This window comes from Puniceibacterium confluentis (assembly GCF_007923445.1).
GTDB classification, from domain to species: Bacteria; Pseudomonadota; Alphaproteobacteria; order Rhodobacterales; family Rhodobacteraceae; genus Puniceibacterium; species Puniceibacterium confluentis.
The window spans coordinates 34,748-48,478 of record NZ_VOJI01000020.1 but is presented as its reverse complement, the minus strand read 5'-3'; the positions used below and the strand labels follow the sequence as shown (position 1 = coordinate 48,478).

Genomic DNA, 13,731 nt, shown 5'->3' with positions numbered 1-13,731 from the left:
GAACCGCACGATCAAGGACGCCACTGTAAAACGCTTCCACTACAACAGCCATGATCAACTGCGAACGCACCTCACAGACTTCATGGCAGCATACAACTTCGCGCGTCGGCTCAAGACCCTCAACGGGCTCACACCCTACGAATACACCTGCAAGATCTGGACATCAGAACCGGACAGATTCATCCTGAACCCGATCCACCAGATGCCGGGACTGAACAAATTGTCGTTCGATGAATTGAGGGACTCGGCACAGCCGGTCGATGCGGAACGACACGACAAGTTGCTTGTTAAGGCACGTCGGTCAATTCGTGAGAAGAATTTCGATTCCGCGCGAAGATCGCTGGGCGAAATGCATGGCATCCGGATGAAAGTCCTGGCGGAAACCCCAGATTTCTTGATTGAGATTCTGAAACTTCTTGCAACAGAGAGACATCTGGTCGTTGACGACGGTCTGCACGAACAACTTGTCGCTGCTGGCGTAGAAGCTGCTAAGGGCGGTGATGTAGATCGGCTAAGATATGTGATAGGCCAAATGATGAGCAACAGAGTGTCTACTGGCGCTGATGCGGCTGACATTGTCGAGCTAGCGCATCTTTTGGGTTCGTAGACAGCTTCTCCCCATTTAGGGGAATGGAGGATACGATCATGTGGAAGGTCCTCGTCCACGGCCGCATCCACTACAGCAAGTGGATCGACAGCATGGGCAACGACCGCTACGGCTGCGAAATCATCGCTGAGAAGGTCGACTTTCTCAGCCGCCCGAAGTCGGCCGAGAATGAAAACCCCGAGCTGGTCGACCGCGACCACGAGATCCCGTTCTGAGAACGGGGTCTCCCCCTCGGGCTCGGCGCGGTTCAACCGGGTCCAGTGCGCGCGGTGAGCAGGCAGGTCCGGTCTGGTGACACCGGCGCAAATGTTGACAAACTTTGCCAATTTATGCCATCGTCATCCAAAAGGAGATCATGACCATGGCGACGATGAATGTTTCATTGCCCGATCCGATGAAGACTTGGGTCGAGGCGCAAACCAAGGATGGGCGTTACAGCAACGCGAGTGACTACGTTCGCGATCTCATCCGCCGGGACCAGGACCGCCATCAGGCCATTGCTGAGCTGCAGCAGCTCGTCGAAGAGGGCATCGCCAGTGGCCCCGCGCGGCATCTGGATGTCGAAGCATTCCTTGCCCGCAAGCGAGATCAGAATGCCGAAACGAACGGTCACTGAATACCGGCTGTCTCCCGCAGCATTAAACGATCTGGACGAAATCTGGGATTATACCGTGCGCATCTGGTCTGTCGGCCAGGCCGAAACCTACATTCGCGCGATTGGCAGCGATATGTCCCTTCTGGTCCGACACCCGCAAATCGCGCGCGAACGGCTCGAAATTCGCCCACCGGTGCGGGTGTACCGCTCAGGGTCCCATCTTATCCTCTATCGGATCGAAGACAGCTGGCTGGACGTGCTGCGTATTGTGCATGCGCGGCAAAACTGGACGGCTTATCTCAACGAATAATCTTGGCTTCGTGCCAGAAAAGCCAGCGGTCGATGTTTCGCTATCATATGAGGATTTGCCCATGAAACCCGCTGACGAAGACCGCATCGCAGCCAACCTTGCGAAGATCATGGCGATGATCTGCATCCGAAATACACACCTCGAAGAACTGCACGCAGGCACGGTGCCGATAACCAGGACGGGGGACTATTCCGATGTCATCGTGATCGATGCCGAGGGTCGGAAAATACTGTGGCCCAAAGCCGCCCAAATCGACGACGACCAGTTGGCAAGCCTGATGCGTGACATCGTCAATCGCCTGTTCACGTTTCACATGAAGAGCGACGATCCGAGTTTCCGGAAGGATCTGGATTGCTGGATGGCTGTCGCGGGCAAATGGGACGATCCGGTGCTGGATCAGGCCTTCCTTGATGCAGTGGCAAACTTGAAGTCTAGACCGAACAATTAGACCAGGACCCGGTGTCACTGTGCCTGTGTCGGGCTGCTTGCCGATAGACGGTGCTTTGACCTCGTTCTGCGTTTGAGAGTCAGAGAGGTGTTGGTTGTTTTCGCGACAGGTTGAAGGCTTGGGAGAGTGGCTCCCTGCGCCTGTCGCGGAGGAATGCCGATGGGCGTTGCGGAAGTTTTGGACCCTGTACAGCCGGTGCGGGCTGGTGGCTGGAAAGTGGATGTAAGCCAGGGCGAGCGGAACGGGCGGGTGTCGTCCGAATGGTTCAACCGGCCGGATGACGAGCGGTATCTGTCGCTCGACGATCTGTGGGCCAATGTGAAGGGTCGCTCCGAGCGCAGCCGCAGCCGGGTAGTTCAGACAGCGGACATCCGTGTCGAGGCCGTGCGCGACAGCGCAGACCGGCTACACCTGGTCCTGCCGAAGGCGCATGAACCGGTTGCACCCACCCATTGGGCCTTCGGCCAGCTTGCCAGCATCGTCGGCGCGCCGGCGTCCTATATGCGGCAGTTGCCCGCGCCGCTGGCAGGGATCAATCTGCAGTATGGCCTGACCAATCATCGCGCTGAGCAGGTGAAAACCTTCGAGACGGAAGACGGCCGCACCGAACTGCGCGCGGTGACCGGCCCGGACTACGGCCGTATCCATGACTACGAGCTGGTCGAGGCGGTGCAGCGCATCGCGGGCAATGGCACGGGCGACACGCGCTGGAAGGTGCCGGGCGTGCTGGACTGGTCGACAGGGGTCTACAACCCCGATGTCGAGATCAGCCGCGACACGACCACGCTTTATGCCTCGGACCGCGATGTCTTCCTGTTCCTGGTCGATGATCGCAACCCGATCGAAGCGGGCAAGCTGCCGGACGGCTCCCCCGATCTCTACTTCCGGGGCTTCTACTGCTGGAATTCGGAGGTGGGCGCCAAGACCCTTGGCATGGCGAGCTTCTACCTGCGGGCAGTGTGCCAGAACCGCAACCTCTGGGGCGTCGAGGATTTTCAGGAGATCCGGATCCGGCATTCGAAATACGCCGCCTCCCGCTTCGCGCATGAGGCGGCACCGGCGCTGACGCGGTTTGCCAATTCCTCGCCACAGGGCTTCGTGAGCGGCATTAAGGCAGCGCGGCAGCAGATCGTGGCACGCAGCGATGAGGATCGCGCGGATTTCCTGCGTAAGCGTGGATTCTCGAAGGCAGAGTCCGGCAAGATCATCGAGAAGGTGCTGTTGGAAGAGGGCCGCCCGCCGGAAAGTATCTTCGACTTCGTGCAAGGGATCACGCGGCTTGCGCGCGACAAGACCCAGCAGGATGCCCGCCTCGATATGGAGGGGCGCGCCAAGAAGCTCCTCGACCGGGTCGGCTGACCAAGCGCCCATGCAGCGATCGCCCGACACCGGGGCGGTCGCTGCAGTCTTTTTTTCTCAACACGCACGCCGCTGGCCATGCCCCGAAAGCGCAGGGTGCTTCAGTATGCGCATTTCAGCGAGACGCCCATGACTCCCCAGGAAGAAACTGTCGTCCTCGAGGCCCGTGACATTCTTGGCCGATACCTCAGCCAGAATTCGGTCATCGGCAGCTGGCAGGCGCTGATGGACTACTGCGCACTGACCGTCCGCGGACCGATCGAGCGCTTTCACGTCCTCTATCTCGACCGCAAGAACCGCATCATCGCGGATGAGCTCCTGTCGACCGGCACGGTCGACCATGTTCCAGTCTATCCGCGCGAGGTGATCAAGCGGGCGCTGATGCTGAACGCCTGCGCCCTGATCCTGATCCACAACCACCCGTCGGGCGATCCGACGCCGTCCGAGGCCGATCTCAGTATGACCAGGGAGATCCAGAAGGGCTGCAAGTATCTCGGCCTGACGCTGCATGACCACATCATCGTCGGCGCCGGAACGGAGCTGAGTTTGCGGGCCCTCGGCAAACTCTGAGGGCCCATCGGACCCATCACCGCCGCCCCTTCGAGGAAGAGGGCGGCGGTTTGGTTTTTGACGGATGAGGCGGGGAGAGAGGCTTCCCGCGCCGTCGGAGATACTCCCATGTTCGACCAGCACTTGCCCATCCACCCGACCGCCTACGCGCGGGGCATCCCGCCGCATTTTCCCTTGGGCGACACCGATCCCGATCATCCCTTCGCCCTGACACTGTCGCGCCGCGCACCGGCTGACCTCATGTCGGGCCGGGCCGCCCCGCTGGTCCTCGCCCGTTTCGCGACGCTGGCCGAGGCCATGCAGGGCGCGATCGGTCATGCCGAGGGGATCGACCCGGGTGCCGCGCCCCAGCTTCTGGCGATCCTTGACCGCGACGACCGCCTTGTGCTGGCCGGGGCGGCCAGCGACCACGCCTTCGCCTGGTGCCACCCGGTGACGAGCGCGGCTGAGGCGCGCGGCGTCGTGACCGAGGCAAGCCAGCTGCGCGCGCAGGCGGGCCGCACGGCCGCCTGGGGTGAGCCCGATCTGGCGCGACGGCTGCGCCACCGCGCTGAGCTTCTTGATGCCCGCCTCGTCGACCCGCTCTGGCGCGCCTTTGCTGCTCGGGTGCTGCAGGTCGCGGCGTGAGGCCCGAGAGGCAGAGAAGGGCAGGGGGGATTTGGAGCTTGTCCGGGGGAGAGAGATCGCCCGGACCGGCTCCGATCCTTCCCCTTACCGGAGACACCCGATGAACCTGACTGAACCTACCCTCGCGCCGCCGATGGCCCCCCCGACCGTCGACATGGCGCAGATCTTCGCGGCGCATGCCGAACGCGCGGCCCGGATCGAAGCCCTGCGCCCCGGCAACAAGGACCGCCTCTTCGATGGCCTCACGGCCGCCGGCATCACTCATGTCACTGTCACCTTCGATGGTGCTGGAGACAGCGGCCAGATCGAAAGCATCGGCGCATGGTCCGGTGAGACCGCCGTCGATTTCCCCGCCACCGAAATCGAATACGCCGCGCTGACCTGGGACGACCCCGAGGTCGAGATGCGCAGCCTGTCGCTCGAGGATGTTGTCGAACAACTCGCCTACGACTTCCGCTCCGATGCCCATGGCGGCTGGGAGAACAACGACGGCGCCTGGGGCGAGTTCTGCTTCGACGCTGCCGCCCGCTGCATCCATCTCGAGTTCAACGAGCGCTTCACCTCGTCCGAACTCACCACCCATGATTTCTGAGGGGGCGGGTATGGCACATCCCTATCACCACGCCCTCTCCTCGGTGAAGAAATGGGGCGGCACGGTCGACGACTTCATCGCCGTGCATGCTTGGTTCGACCACAGCAAGGAGATTACTGCGGACTTTCGGCACCGGGCGCTCCGCCATGCCGAGGGCATATTCATGGCCGAGACGATCTTCGGCCAGACCCTCACGCTCTCGACCGGGCGCATCATCCCGACCCGCTGGGTCGGCGAACAGCACGTGAAGGAAGACCTCGGCTTCATCCCGAGCTTCGCCGACTGGGTGAAGGCCATCCGGCCCGAACCCTGGTCGATCCGCATCTCGCCTCGCCCGTGGTCAAAGTCAGTTGACATGACTGATCCCGCATACTTGCGCCTCGGTCTGCCGCCGACGGCATCGCCCCAGACAGTTCTGCGCGCGGCGGTCCGGGCGCTGCACTCCGACACGCGCGCCGTTCGCAGCTTCCGGACGGCGCGCAAACGCTTCTACCGGCAGATGCTCTGTGCCCACGCAGCGCGACAGGCCGCAGACGATCCGCCATCTGGCTGATCGCACGGCTTCATCCCCTCATTCTAATCCAGCGCCCGGCCCCTTGGCCGGGTTTCTTAATCTCAGGAGGTCCCCATGGCGGACTACTTCACCCATTTCTCATGCCTGATCGAAGTCGGCAGCCCCGAAAAGGCCGCCCGGGCCCTTGCCCTGTTCCAGGGCTTGCGCGCCGCGGATCAGGACGCCGATGACCCGGAGGTCTCGGGCTTCACTCTTGCGCACCAGGACGCGCCCGAGGGCAACACGCTCTGGATCCATGACGACGAGCACGGCGATGTCGAGGCGGTTATCCGCTTCGTGCTGCGCCTGGCAGAAGACCTCGACCTCACCGGCCTCTTGGGGTTTCAGTACGGGCTGACCTGTTCCCGTCCGCGCCTCGACGCCTTCGGCGGCGGCGCGCATGTCATCGATCTCGGCGCGCGCAAGTCCATCGGCTGGACCAGCACGCAAGAATGGCTGGCCGCCGCGCTGAATGGGGAGGACGTCGATGCCTGAGGTCATCTGTACAACAGTCTACCAGTTCCCTGAACTCTCCGACGTCGCCAAGGAAAAGGCGCGCAGCTGGTATCGCGAGCTTGGGCCCCATGACGACAGGTGGGACGCGGTCTACGAGGAGTTTGAGCGCATATGCGATATTCTCGGCATCCGGCTCAAAACCATGCCCGTGCGGCTGATGGGCGGAGGGACGCGGGCCAAGCCCTGCATCTGGTTCTCTGGGTTCTGGAGCCAGGGGGACGGGGCATGTTTTGAAGCATACCTCAGCCACGCCAAGGGCGCGGCCGCGCGCATCCGGGACTACGCCCCGACGGACGCCACGCTGCACAGCATCGCCGACCGGCTGCGGGCCATCCAGCGGCGCAACTTTTACCAGCTTGCTGCTGAGGTCAGCCATCGGGGCCGCTACTACCACGAATACACCATGTCCGTGGACGTCACCCGCGAGAGCCCGACCTGGCAGGCGCCCACGGAGGACGCAGAGGAGACCGTTGTCGAGGCGCTGCGCGACCTGGCCCGCTGGCTCTACCGCCAGCTTCAGAACGAATACGACTACCTGACCTCGGACGAGTCCGTTGAGGACGGCATCATCGCCAATGAATACACCTTCACCGCAGGGGGGCGGCGGTTCGGATGACACAGGGGAGGTCGCAACCCATCTCTTGCAAAATATCCAGAAAGTATGTATATTCTGTACAAATGGAGATCCCGATCATGCATGAGCTTCCCGAGTTCAAAGCGGCCGACCTGACGCGGCACACCAGTGACCTGTTTGACGCGGCCATTCGGTCGCCGATCGCGATCACCAAGCACCGCAAGCCGAAATTCGTGCTGATGAGCATGGATCAGTATCAGCAACTCGCGCGGGGGGCCACGCAGCAGGCTCACATGATCGACGAGATGCCAGAGGATCTCAAGGCGCTGATGATAGAAGGGCTCGAGCAGGATTTGACTCAGTTGGATGACTAAGCCGAGCGCTGGAGAGGTTTTCCGCTATCCGTTCCTGTGGAAACGCGAACAGATGGCCGGCGAGACCGAGGGCCGCAAGACGCGACCGGTCTGTATCGCCGTCACTGTCGCCAAGTCCGATAGCGAGACCGTGGTGTTCATCCTGCCGATCACGACGCAGCCGCCTTTGCCCTCGCGCAAGTGCATCGAGGTGCCACAGATCGAGTCGCAGCGCGTGGGGTTGGAGACCCATGTCCGCAAATGGGTCATGCTGGACGAGATCAACACCGATATTCTGGAGCGGTCCTATGTCTGGGAGGACCGCACGCCCATAGGCACGTTCAGTTCCGTCTTCACATCCAAGATCCAGTCCAGCCTCATCGCGCTTGCAAGGGCGGGTGGAGCATCCGTTGTCGATCGGCTGAAGTAATCTCGATCACCGTAGGATCTGTCTAGCTTCACTTGTTCCCGTCGATCCACTTCGACATCAGCCCCTTGTCGCGGAAACATTCATCCGGGACGGCGCGGCGCTTGATGCGGGCGAGACGCTCGGCAAAGGCGACCTGTTTGGACGAGGGCAGGCTGTCCAGCGCTGTCGCGGATGTGAGCTTGGCTTGTGCGTCGATCCAGGCGCTCAAGGAGCGCCGGTCTTGCTGAACCTCCCACGGCAGAAGCGTCTGGTTGCGCAGGCGAGTGAGCGCGCATAGGCGATCTGCTTTGGCGTTGCCGGCAGGGCGTAAGTGGTGCTTTCCATCGGGGATCTCCCTTCCTAGCTTGGCTTTCAGTAAAGAACATAACATGAACAAAAGCGAGCCACCTGCGGAAATCATGGGGTTTGAGAGGAAGATGAGGGCCGGGGAAGGTCAGGCCTGAGGGTGCCCGAGAGAGGGTGTCCGGGCCTGATCCTGTCCTTCATTCCGGAGTTTCCCGATGACCCATCTCGTCCCTGTTGTTCAAACGCGCGCGCTTGCACCCGTTGTCCCCATCCCGTCCCTCGATACGGCTGCTGCGATCTTGAGCGTAGCCGAGGCGCTGCAGCCTGATGTGGCGCAGGGTTTCCAGATCGATGCGCTGCGCCTGCGCGTTGAGATGGAACGCGCCTTTGGCGGCTCCGATGCGGATGGTGCTTGGGATTGGAAACTGGCCTATGAGGCGGGCGAGGCCGCGCTGGTCCTGTTTTTGCGGAAATTTGGCCGCGCGCTCTTGGCACGTGCCGGATCACCCACTGCACTCTTGCCGATCCTTGCCAAGGTGTCCGGCCTCTTGCCGACCCATACGCGGCGATCCGAGGAGATGGAGCGGTTCCAGCAATTCTCAACGCCGCTGCCTATGGGGCTTGCGGCTTTGGCTGCGGCAAAAATCACCGCGCGCGATCTGGTGCTGGAGCCATCGGCAGGGACCGGGCTTCTGGCGATCCTCGCCGAGATCGCAGGCGGCGGCCTCGCGCTGAACGAGTTGGCCGACACCCGCGCCGACCTTCTGCGCCGCCTGTTTCCGGGTCGACCGGTCACCGCGTTCGACGCCGCACAAATTGACGATCATCTCGACGCGGGCCTGCGCCCGAGCGTCATCCTGATGAACCCGCCGTTCTCGGCCGTGGCCAATGTCGACGCCCGAAGCACCGAGGCGACAGCGCGGCATCTGCGCTCGGCGCTGGCGCGTCTGGCGCCCGGAGGACGGCTGGTGGCCATCACGGGAGCCAGTTTCACGCCCGACGCACCCGCCTGGGCCGAGACCTTCGCCCGCCTGAGCGAGGCCGCGCATCTGGTCTTTACGGGTGCGGTGTCCGGTGCCGCCTTCGCCAAGCACGGCACCAGCTTTGAGACGCGGATTTCGGTCTTCGACAAATGCCGCGGTGGCAAGCGGGGCGGCATCACAGCCGATCTGGTGCGCCCGATTTCGCCTGATGTCGCCAAACTGATGTCGCTGATCACTGCCCATGTCCCGCCGCGTCTCGAACTGGATCAGATTCCACCGTTGAAGCAGGACCGCTCTTCCCCTTTCCCGGGAAATCCTGCCCCCACCAAGCGCATCGCGCCTACGGGTTCTCGCGCTACGACAGCAACACCGGCCACCAACACCGCTCCGCAGAGCGAGGCCGCAGACCTCGCCTATAGCCTGCGTGATGCGACCGAGGACGGTGCCAGCGCGCGCCTGTCGGATGCCATTTATGAGACCTTCCGCCTGCAGGCGATCGACATCCCCGGGGCGGAACCGCACCCGACCAAGCTTGTGCAATCGGCGGCCATGGCCTCGGTCGCGCCCCCGAAACCCACCTATTGCCCGAAACTGCCCTCCTCCGTCCTGCGCGACGGCCTGCTCTCCGACGCACAGCTTGAGACCGTGATCTACGCGGGCGAGGCGCATTCTGCGCGTCTTGCTGGGTCCTGGTGCGTCGATAAAACCGGCGACATGGTCTCGGCCGCACCTGAGGATGCCGCTGACGCCGTCCGCTTTCGCCGGGGTTTCTTCCTTGGCGATGGCACCGGGGCGGGCAAGGGCCGCCAGTCAGCCGGGATCCTGCTCGACAACTGGTGCCAAGGCCGCCGCAAGGCGCTCTGGATTTCGAAGAGCGACAAGCTCCTCGAGGATGCGCAGCGCGACTGGTCCGCACTCGGCCAGGAGCGGCTTTTGGTGACGCCCCTGTCGCGTTTCGCGCAGGGACGTGACATCCCGCTGACCGAGGGCATTCTCTTCACCACCTATGCCACGCTGCGCTCCGAAGAGCGGGGTGCCAAGAAATCCCGCGTCGATCAGATCGTCGACTGGCTCGGGGCGGATTTCGACGGGGTGATCCTCTTCGATGAAAGCCATGCCATGGCGAATGCCGCCGGAGGCAAAGGCGAGCGCGGCGATGTCGCGGCCTCGCAGCAGGGCAGGGCGGGTCTGCGCCTGCAGCACAGGTTGCCGAATGCCCGCGTGGTCTATGTCTCGGCCACCGGCGCGACCTCGGTGCATAACCTCGCCTATGCGCAGCGCCTCGGCCTCTGGGGCGGCGAGGACTTTCCGTTCGCCACCCGCGCGGAATTCGTCGAGGCGATCGAGGCCGGTGGCGTTGCCGCGATGGAGGTCCTCGCCCGCGACCTGCGGTCCCTTGGCCTCTACACCGCCCGTTCGCTTTCTTATGACGGCGTCGAATACGAGATGCTGGTTCATGCGCTCAGTCCCGAGCAGCGCGGCATCTACGATGCCTATGCCGGGGCCTTCGCCATTATTCACAACAACCTGGCCGCCGCGATGGAAGCTGCAAACATCACTGGAGATTCTGGCACACTGAACCGTCAGGCCAAGTCCGCCGCGCGCTCGGCTTTCGAGTCTGCCAAGCAGCGCTTCTTCGGCCATCTGCTCACTTCCATGAAAACCTCCACCCTCATTGCCGCCATCGAGGCCGATCTCGCCGCAGGCCATGCAGCGGTGATCCAGATCGTCTCGACCGGTGAGGCGCTGATGGACCGCCGACTTTCGGAAATCCCGACTGACGAGTGGAACGACATCCGGGTCGACATCACGCCGCGCGAATACGTCCTCGACTACTTGGCCCATTCCTTCCCAGTTCAGCTCTACGAGCCTTTCACCGACAGCGAAGGCAATCTCTCGTCCCGGCCTGTGGTGCGTGACGGCCAACCGGTGGAATGTCGCGAGGCCGCCCGCAGGCGGGATGCCCTGATCGAAAAATTGGCATCTCTGCCACCCGTACCGGGGGCGCTTGACCAGATCGTGCAGCGCTTTGGCACCGACCTCGTGGCTGAAGTGACGGGCCGGTCGCGCCGCATCGTGCGCAAGGGCGAAGGGGCAGCGGCACGGCTGGTCGTGGAAAGCCGGGCGGGCTCGGCCAACCTCGCGGAAACCGCCGCCTTCATGGACGACCAGAAGCGCATCCTGATCTTCTCGGATGCGGGCGGCACGGGGCGCAGCTATCACGCGGATATCGGCGCCAAGAACCAGCGCCTGCGCGTCCATTACCTTTTGGAGCCTGGCTGGAAGGCCGATGCGGCCATTCAGGGTCTGGGCCGCACCAACCGGACCAATCAGGCGCAGCCGCCGCTCTTCCGGCCGGTGGCCACCGATGTGAAGGCGGAGAAGCGGTTCCTGTCGACCATCGCGCGTCGCCTCGACACGCTCGGGGCGATCACGCGCGGCCAGCGCCAGACCGGCGGGCAGGGGCTGTTCCGCCCCGAAGACAACCTAGAGAGCCCCTATGCCCGCGATGCCCTGCGCCAGCTCTACCGCCGGATCTATCGTGGCGATGTGACGGGCTGTTCACTTGTGGCTTTCGAGGACGCGACCGGTCTCAGCCTGACCGATGACAATGGGCTGAAGGATGGCCTGCCGCCGATCACGACCTTCCTCAATCGCCTGCTGGCGCTGACGATCGACATGCAGGCCGTGCTCTTCTCGGCCTTCGAGGAATTGCTGGACCAACGGATCGAGGGCGCCATCGCGGCCGGCGTCTACGACCTCGGCCTCGAGACGCTGCGCGCCGAAAGCTTCCGCGTCACGGATGCGCGGGTGATCTACACTCATCCTGGTTCGGGCGCGGAAACCCAGCTTCTGACTATCGCAGAAAAGCGGCGCAACACGCCGACAGCGCTCGCGGATGCGCTCGACTGGCTCGACGACCCAAAGGCACGCCTGCTGGTCAACAGCCGCTCGGGCCGGGCCGCCGTGCAGGTGCCCGCCACCAGCCTGATGCTGGACGATGGCACCATCGAGCCCCGCCTGCGGCTGATCCGCCCGACTGACGCCAGCACCGTGCCTGCCAGGATCATGGAAGACAGCCACTGGCTTGAGGCAGATCGGGCGGCCTTCACCGCCGTTTGGACCGCGGAACTGGCCGAGGTGCCGGAGTTCAGCGAGTCCACCCTGCACATCGTGGCGGGTCTGCTGCTGCCGATCTGGAAGCAGCTGCCGCAGGATGAGACCCGCGTCTACCGACTACAAACCGACGATGGCCAACGCATCATCGGGCGCCGCGTCTCTCCCGCTTGGGTCGCGACCACGCTGGCCGCCGATGCGCCGCAACTGACGGTAGCGCAAGTCCATGCCCTCGTTCTGGAGGGCAAGACTGTGGTGCGCCTGTCCGAGGGCATGGAACTGCACCGGTCTCGCGTGATGGGCGTCAACCGGATCGAGCTGTCGGGCTTCTCTGAGGCCGCCAAGGACCGGCTCAAGGCCGATGGCTTATTCTCGGAGATCATCAGCTGGAAGCTGCGATTGTTCTGCCCAACGGATCCGAGCGGGCTCAAAGTGCTGGATCGTCTGCTTGCACGTTGTCCTGTGACGGGGCTACATGCACGCGGAGGTTGCTGAACCATGTATTCCGAAACCGAAGATGTGATCCGCGCTTTGGCGGAGAATGCAGAGAGCGTATGTCGCGCCTACCTTCCCGCCGGACGGCGGGAGGGGTCCTACTGGATCGTGGGCGATCTGCAGAACAACCCCGGCCGCTCGCTCTTCGTGCGGCTGACCGGGCCTGTGTCTGGGCCGGGTGCTGCCGGCAAGTTTACCGACGGCGCCACGGGCGAGCATGGCGATCTTCTGGACATCATCCGTGAGCGAACGGGGATCTCCCGCTTTCCCGATCTTCTCACTGAGGCCCGAGCGCATCTTGGCCGTCCGCAGCCGGTCCTCCCGAATACGCCAGTGCCGAAGAAGCCCAACCCCCCCGGTGGCACGCCAGCTGCGGCGGCGCGTTTGTTTGCAGCCTCTATGCCGGTCGCAGGCACGCTTGCCGACACCTACCTCCGCTCCCGGGGCCTCACCCAAGGCGGCACGATGAGCGCGCTGCGCTTCCACCCGACATGCTGGCATCGGGATGAGGGCCAGACCCGCAGCATCCCCAGACCGGCGCTGATCGCCGCGGTCACCGATGGGGCAGGGGCCTTGCAGGGCGTGCATCGTACCTGGCTGGCCCCTGACGGACAGGGGAAGGCGGAAGTCAAAACGCGGCGGCGGGCCATGGGTCACCTCTTGGGCAATGCCGTCAGGCTGAGCCCTCATGAGGACATCCTCGCGGTTGGCGAAGGCATCGAGACCATGCTGTCCCTGTCCGAGGCGGCCCCCGGCCTTCCGGTCTGGGCGGCGCTGTCGTCGGGTCATCTCGGGGCGGTCCAGTTGCCGGAGGGGGTACAGCGCCTCTACATCGCCATCGACCGGGATCCGGCCGGGCAACGCGTGGCAGAGAGGTTGAGCGCCAGAGCCATCGAGATCGGGATTGGGTGCCATGTGCTCGAGCCGCAACTCGGGGATTTCAACGATGATCTCCGGGCGAACGGCAAGGATGCGCTGCGCCAGCATCTGGCGGGGCAGATCGGGCCCGAGGATCGACATCGCCTGTTCTGCTGAGGCGCATCGCGCAGGGGGCGGGCAAGGCACAGCGGGGCAGGGGTCACGGATCCCTGTCGTGGTGCTGGACCGTCGCTTTGCCTCTTCCCGGGCAATCTCATTCACCCGTCACCCGAGCGGCCTTCAAGAGATGGGCAGGCGGCCGTCAAAGGGGACGCCCCATCAAGGGCGGCAGGCAAGCTATTTCCGCCGCGGGGACGAGCCCCCGCTTTGCATCGCGAAACAAATAGCTTGCCTGCCGCCCTCCTCCACATGCGTTCCGGCCCCGAAGGCGGGGTGAAG

The 13,731-nt window shown here is 63.7% G+C and carries 13 protein-coding genes and 4 pseudogenes; 16 read left to right on the top strand and 1 reads right to left on the bottom strand.

Going from position 1 to position 13,731, the window contains the following annotated elements; genetic code table 11:
- The 14 genes and pseudogenes from FOY53_RS18125 to FOY53_RS18055 form a co-directional block, all read left to right on the top strand.
- Nucleotides 1-217 (top strand): annotated as a pseudogene (locus FOY53_RS18125) (IS3 family transposase); the annotation flags it as partial.
- Nucleotides 218-651: 434 nt separating this feature from the next.
- A pseudogene (locus FOY53_RS18120) lies at nt 652-822 on the top strand (single-stranded DNA-binding protein); the annotation flags it as partial.
- 140 nt (nt 823-962) lie between these two features.
- Complete coding sequence (locus FOY53_RS18115) at nt 963-1,223, top strand: type II toxin-antitoxin system ParD family antitoxin (RefSeq protein WP_439332552.1); 261 nt, start codon at nt 963-965, stop codon at nt 1,221-1,223.
- Nucleotides 1,201-1,512, top strand: coding sequence for a type II toxin-antitoxin system RelE/ParE family toxin (locus FOY53_RS18110; protein ID WP_186766656.1), 312 nt, complete (start codon nt 1,201-1,203; stop codon nt 1,510-1,512). Before FOY53_RS18115 ends, FOY53_RS18110 begins: the two co-directional genes overlap by 23 nt.
- Nucleotides 1,513-1,573: 61 nt before the next feature.
- Nucleotides 1,574-1,960, top strand: coding sequence for a hypothetical protein (locus FOY53_RS18105; protein ID WP_146591479.1), 387 nt, complete (start codon nt 1,574-1,576; stop codon nt 1,958-1,960).
- Nucleotides 1,961-2,119: 159 nt separating this feature from the next.
- Entirely contained in the window at nt 2,120-3,319 is a 1,200-nt protein-coding gene (locus FOY53_RS18100) for a DUF932 domain-containing protein (RefSeq protein ID WP_146591477.1), read from the top strand.
- Between the two features lie 129 nt (nt 3,320-3,448).
- Nucleotides 3,449-3,889, top strand: coding sequence for a JAB domain-containing protein (locus tag FOY53_RS18095; protein WP_146591475.1), 441 nt, complete (start codon nt 3,449-3,451; stop codon nt 3,887-3,889).
- Nucleotides 3,890-3,997: 108 nt separating this feature from the next.
- Entirely contained in the window at nt 3,998-4,516 is a 519-nt protein-coding gene (locus FOY53_RS18090; RefSeq protein WP_146591473.1) for a DNA repair protein RadC, read from the top strand.
- Nucleotides 4,517-4,616: 100 nt separating this feature from the next.
- Nucleotides 4,617-5,108, top strand: coding sequence for a DUF6878 family protein (locus FOY53_RS18085; RefSeq protein ID WP_146591471.1), 492 nt, complete (start codon nt 4,617-4,619; stop codon nt 5,106-5,108).
- A 10-nt stretch (nt 5,109-5,118) separates the two neighbouring features.
- Nucleotides 5,119-5,462, top strand: a pseudogene (locus tag FOY53_RS24075) (DUF6915 family protein).
- A gap of 274 nt (nt 5,463-5,736) precedes the next feature.
- Entirely contained in the window at nt 5,737-6,156 is a 420-nt protein-coding gene (locus FOY53_RS18070; protein ID WP_146591467.1) for a hypothetical protein, read from the top strand.
- Nucleotides 6,149-6,793 carry a DUF8835 domain-containing pootine gene (locus FOY53_RS18065; RefSeq protein ID WP_146591465.1) on the top strand — a complete coding sequence of 215 codons (645 nt, stop codon included), beginning with the start codon at nt 6,149-6,151 and terminating at the stop codon, nt 6,791-6,793. Before FOY53_RS18070 ends, FOY53_RS18065 begins: the two co-directional genes overlap by 8 nt.
- 62 nt (nt 6,794-6,855) lie before the next feature.
- Complete coding sequence (locus FOY53_RS18060) at nt 6,856-7,125, top strand: type II toxin-antitoxin system prevent-host-death family antitoxin (RefSeq protein ID WP_146591463.1); 270 nt, start codon at nt 6,856-6,858, stop codon at nt 7,123-7,125.
- Nucleotides 7,118-7,534: a hypothetical protein gene (locus FOY53_RS18055; RefSeq protein ID WP_246107458.1), complete on the top strand. Its 417-nt coding sequence runs from the start codon at nt 7,118-7,120 to the stop codon at nt 7,532-7,534. Before FOY53_RS18060 ends, FOY53_RS18055 begins: the two co-directional genes overlap by 8 nt.
- Nucleotides 7,535-7,562: 28 nt before the next feature.
- Here the strand turns inward: FOY53_RS18055 and FOY53_RS18050 are convergent.
- Nucleotides 7,563-7,858, bottom strand: a pseudogene (locus tag FOY53_RS18050) (hypothetical protein).
- A 176-nt stretch (nt 7,859-8,034) separates the two neighbouring features.
- Between FOY53_RS18050 and FOY53_RS18045 the strand changes: the two are divergent.
- Both FOY53_RS18045 and FOY53_RS18040 read left to right on the top strand, forming a co-directional pair.
- A complete protein-coding gene (locus FOY53_RS18045) occupies nt 8,035-12,414 on the top strand; it encodes a strawberry notch family protein (protein ID WP_146591461.1) in 4,380 nt (1,459 codons plus the stop codon).
- 3 nt (nt 12,415-12,417) lie between these two features.
- Nucleotides 12,418-13,449, top strand: a complete 1,032-nt coding sequence (locus FOY53_RS18040) for a DUF7146 domain-containing protein (protein ID WP_146591459.1) — start codon at nt 12,418-12,420, stop codon at nt 13,447-13,449.
- The last annotated feature ends 282 nt before the right edge of the window (nt 13,450-13,731 follow it).